Origin of the sequence: Streptomyces colwelliae (genome assembly GCF_048158785.1) — a bacterium.
In the GTDB taxonomy this organism is placed as follows: domain Bacteria; phylum Actinomycetota; class Actinomycetes; order Streptomycetales; family Streptomycetaceae; genus Streptomyces.
On the sequence record NZ_JBLTJC010000639.1, the window covers coordinates 1 to 3,442 of the forward strand.

Here is a 3,442-nt window from a genome sequence, read left to right on the forward strand (position 1 = left end):
GCGCAGCCACCAGGGCGTTGGAGAGCCGCAACAGCGACGACGAGCCCGAATGGATCAGCTACTTCGACGAGACCGAACTTGCCGCCGAGGCCGCGCACTGCTTCCGTGACGTCAACAGCGCACGGCATTCTCGGCGCTGTACAGAAACTCGATCTCGGTGAGTGGGCAGCGGGCGATCAGGCCCTCCTCCAAGGGCTTCTCCCACCGGGCGCGCACCGGCAGTTCGAGGACGCGGACCAGGGCGCTGGTGTCGATGAGGTAGGCGGCCGCGCTCATCGACGGTAGTTCTCCTTGTCCAGCAACAGGTCGAAGTCACCCTCGTCGGCGCGGGCCGCGAGGCGAGCCAGGGCGAGCGCACGCTTCTTGCGTTCGACGCCCTCCTTGAGCGCGGCGGTGACCGTGTCCTTCTTGGTCTTGGTCCCGAACGCCATGGCCGCCTCCGCCAGGAGTTCCTCGTCGATGTCGATCAGCGTCCTGGCCATGGGGACCTCCTGGACATACGAATCGAGTTCGAGTATCTCCGCACCGGCCCCCACCTCCGCGAAAGCGACCACCCCCACCGCCTGACGCATCCATGAGACCGCCCTTGCCAAGCGCTAAATAGAGTGATTCATTCGATCCGCAAGTGAATGGATACACGTCAAGCGCGAGGAGAGACCCGTGGCCGCTGTCACCCTGGGCGAGGAGCCGATCACCGTCGAGCAGTTCGTCGCGGTCGCCCGCCACGGCGCCCGGGTCGAGTTCGACGCCACGTACGTCGACCGCGTACGCAAGTCCCGCGCGCTGGTGGAGCGCTTCCTCGCCGAGAACCGCCTGGTCTACGGCGTCACCACCGGCTTCGGTGACAACGTCACGGAGGTCATCGACCCGGCCGACGCCGAGCGGCTCCAGCGCAACATCGTCCGCTCGCACGCCGTGTCGGTCGGGGAGCCGTTGCCCGTCGAGGTCGTCCGGGCCATCGCGCTGATGGAGTTGGTCGGGCTCGGGGAAGGGTTCTCCGGTATCCGGTTCGAGACGCTGGAGCTGATCCGGCGGATGCTCAACGCCGGGGTCACGCCGCACGTCCCCGGGGAGGGTTCCGTAGGTTATCTGGCCCCCGAGGCGCACATGGCGCTCGTCCTGCTGGGCGAGGGCCGGGCCTGGTACGGCGGCGAACTCCTGCCCGGCGCCGAGGCGTTGGCCCGCATCGGGGAGCGGCCGGCCCAACTCGCCTGCAAGGAAGGGCTGTCGCTCACCAACGGGACCCACTCGGTCACCGCGATCGCTGTCCTCGCCGCCCATGACGCCGAGGTCGCGGCGACCACGGCCGACGTGGCCGCGAGCCTGTCCGTGCAGGCGCTCAGGGGCACGGTCCGTGCCTACGACGCCCGGTTGCAGGCCCGCAAGCGGCACCCGGAGCAGGCCGCCGTGGCCGAGAATCTACGACGGCTGACCGCGTCCAGCGCGATCAGCGCGGAGTTCCTCGATCACCGGCTTCAGGACGGGCTCTCCCTGCGTGCCGTACCGCAGATCCACGGCGGTGCGAAGCGGGCGCTCGCGCAGGCCCGCGAGGTCATCGTCGAGGAGTTGCACTCCGTGGGCGACAACCCGGTCATCCACCCCGAGGGCGAGGACGGGGTGGCGCTGAGCGGGGCGAACTGCGACAGCACGTACGTCGGCATCCAGGCCGACACCATGGTCAACGCGATGACGGTCCTGGCCAAGGTCTCCGAACGCCGCACCGACCGCATGACCAACAGCAACTTCAGCGAACTGCCCGCCTTCCTGGTCCGCGAGCCCGGCCTCAACAGCGGCTACATGATCGCCCAGTACACGGCCGCCGCCCTGACCATGGAGCTGCGCGGCATGGCGGTACCCGCGTCCGCCGACAGCATCACCACCTCGGCCAACCAAGAGGACGCGGTCAGCAACGCCTATCTCGCCGCCCTGAAGGCTTACCGCGCGACGCGCAAACTCGCCTACGTCATAGCCATCGAGCTGATGTGCGCCACACAGGCCCTCGACCTCCTCGTCCCGCTCACACCCTCACCGGCGGCGGAGGCGCTGCGCGCCAGGATTCGGGTGGCCGTACCGACCGTCGACGAGGACAGGGGGTTCCACACCGACATCGAGCACATCGCCGAACTCGTGCGCGGCGGGGACGTGTTGAGGGTCGTAGAGGGTGTCGTGGGAGCGCTGCACCGCTGAGGGGGCGGTCACGCCTCAGGCGTGGCGTGCGTGAGGTATTCGGCGGCCCACCCGATGAATCCTTCGTCGTCGTCCACGACACACGGCCAGCGCTCGGCCAGCGCCGCCACGACGAAATCGGCAACGTCCGCCGACCGGAAGTCGACGACGAAAGCGGCCCAGTCGCCGATGAGCCCCGCGACGAAGGTCAGCTCGTGCGACTCGTACTCGCTCCCCAACTCACCTTCCACGTCTGGTTCGATCCAGGCGACGGATCCCTCGTGCACCACGGTCATGCGTCCCGCACGGATGTCCACAGCGCCTCCGCGCGCGAGCAGTCGATCTCGCACGTCCTCGACGATCGCGTCGCGCGGAAGAAAGGCGATCAACGACCTCACGGCGTCACCGACCCGTCGTCGAGAGGCCTTCGACCTCGGCTCACCGCTTTCACAGCCGCCCCTCAGACCCCGTCCAGCCACCCCTCAGGGCCACCGGGTCTCATCTCCCTGTACGGGGTGATCCGATCCCGGCGCGGACGGGAGGACGTCATGTTTTTCATCGTGTTGGTGCTGCTGGCCCTGATCGTCGGCGGGGCCGTCGTCTTCGGCAAGAGGCAGGCGGGGGGCGGGAGTTCGCGGTTCGGATACGGTGCCGGGTCCGGGGTGGCGCAGCAGACCTACGACGCCGATGCCGACGCCGGCGCGGAGGCCACCCGCTGGGTGGAGCGGCTCGGCGGGAGTCTGTCCACGCTGGACGCCGGTGGGAACACCGCCGCCCGGCAGGCCCTCGCCGACGCCGCCGAGCGGCACCGTGCCGCCGAGGGTCAACTCGCCGTCGCCTACTCGCCGTTGCAGTACGGGCTCGTGACGCAGACCGCCATCGAGGGGCTGCATCACATCCGTACCGCCCGTGGCGCGCTGGGACTCGACCCGGGGCCCGAGTTGCCCGCGCAGGGTGCCGGAGGACAGGTCACGGTGGGCGGGCAGACGTACACCGCGTCCGCGCGGCCCGGCGCGAACACGCCGTACTACTACCCCGGCGGGGTCGTCAACGGCCGTTCCATGGGCGGGGGTTGGTACAGCACGCCCTGGTGGAAGACCGCGCTCGTCGCGGGTGCCGCCGGTGTCGGTGGCATGTTGCTCGCGGACGCGCTGTTCGACGGCTTCCACCATCACGGGCCGCACGGTGGGATGTTCGGCGGTGGGCCGGGCGGAGACGGTCACGGTGGGTTCGTCGCCGAGACAGCCCTCGGCGATCCGGAACGCGTCGGCCGTCC

5 protein-coding genes are annotated in these 3,442 nt (G+C 69.6%); 2 read left to right on the plus strand and 3 right to left on the minus strand.

Annotated features, from left to right (window positions below; genetic code table 11):
• Positions 1 to 111: 111 nt before the first annotated feature.
• Both ACNFOC_RS52450 and ACNFOC_RS52455 read right to left on the minus strand, forming a co-directional pair.
• Positions 112 to 276 (minus strand): PIN domain-containing protein, encoded by a 165-nt coding sequence (locus ACNFOC_RS52450; RefSeq protein WP_416966033.1) that lies wholly within the window; start codon positions 274 to 276, stop codon positions 112 to 114.
• Positions 273 to 482, minus strand: a complete 210-nt coding sequence (locus tag ACNFOC_RS52455; RefSeq protein ID WP_416966034.1) for a type II toxin-antitoxin system VapB family antitoxin — start codon at positions 480 to 482, stop codon at positions 273 to 275. The genes ACNFOC_RS52450 and ACNFOC_RS52455 overlap by 4 nt, the downstream gene beginning before the upstream one ends.
• 178 nt (positions 483 to 660) lie before the next feature.
• Between ACNFOC_RS52455 and ACNFOC_RS52460 the strand changes: the two genes are divergently transcribed.
• Positions 661 to 2,187: an HAL/PAL/TAL family ammonia-lyase gene (locus tag ACNFOC_RS52460; protein WP_416966035.1), complete on the plus strand. Its 1,527-nt coding sequence runs from the start codon at positions 661 to 663 to the stop codon at positions 2,185 to 2,187.
• An 8-nt stretch (positions 2,188 to 2,195) separates the two neighbouring features.
• On the opposite strand, the gene ACNFOC_RS52465 is transcribed toward ACNFOC_RS52460, so the two are convergent.
• Positions 2,196 to 2,564: a hypothetical protein gene (locus tag ACNFOC_RS52465; RefSeq protein WP_416966036.1), complete on the minus strand. Its 369-nt coding sequence runs from the start codon at positions 2,562 to 2,564 to the stop codon at positions 2,196 to 2,198.
• A gap of 150 nt (positions 2,565 to 2,714) precedes the next feature.
• Between ACNFOC_RS52465 and ACNFOC_RS52470 the strand changes: the two genes are divergently transcribed.
• A partial coding sequence (locus ACNFOC_RS52470; protein WP_416966037.1) for a hypothetical protein occupies positions 2,715 to 3,442 on the plus strand: 728 nt, incomplete at its 3' end.

Excerpts from the sequence above, each read along its gene's own strand:
- ACNFOC_RS52450 (WP_416966033.1), bottom strand. The coding sequence starts at position 276 with ATGAGCGCGGCCGCCTACCTCATCGACACCAGCGCCCTGGTCCGCGTC.
- ACNFOC_RS52455 (WP_416966034.1), bottom strand. The coding sequence starts at position 482 with ATGGCCAGGACGCTGATCGACATCGACGAGGAACTCCTGGCGGAGGCG.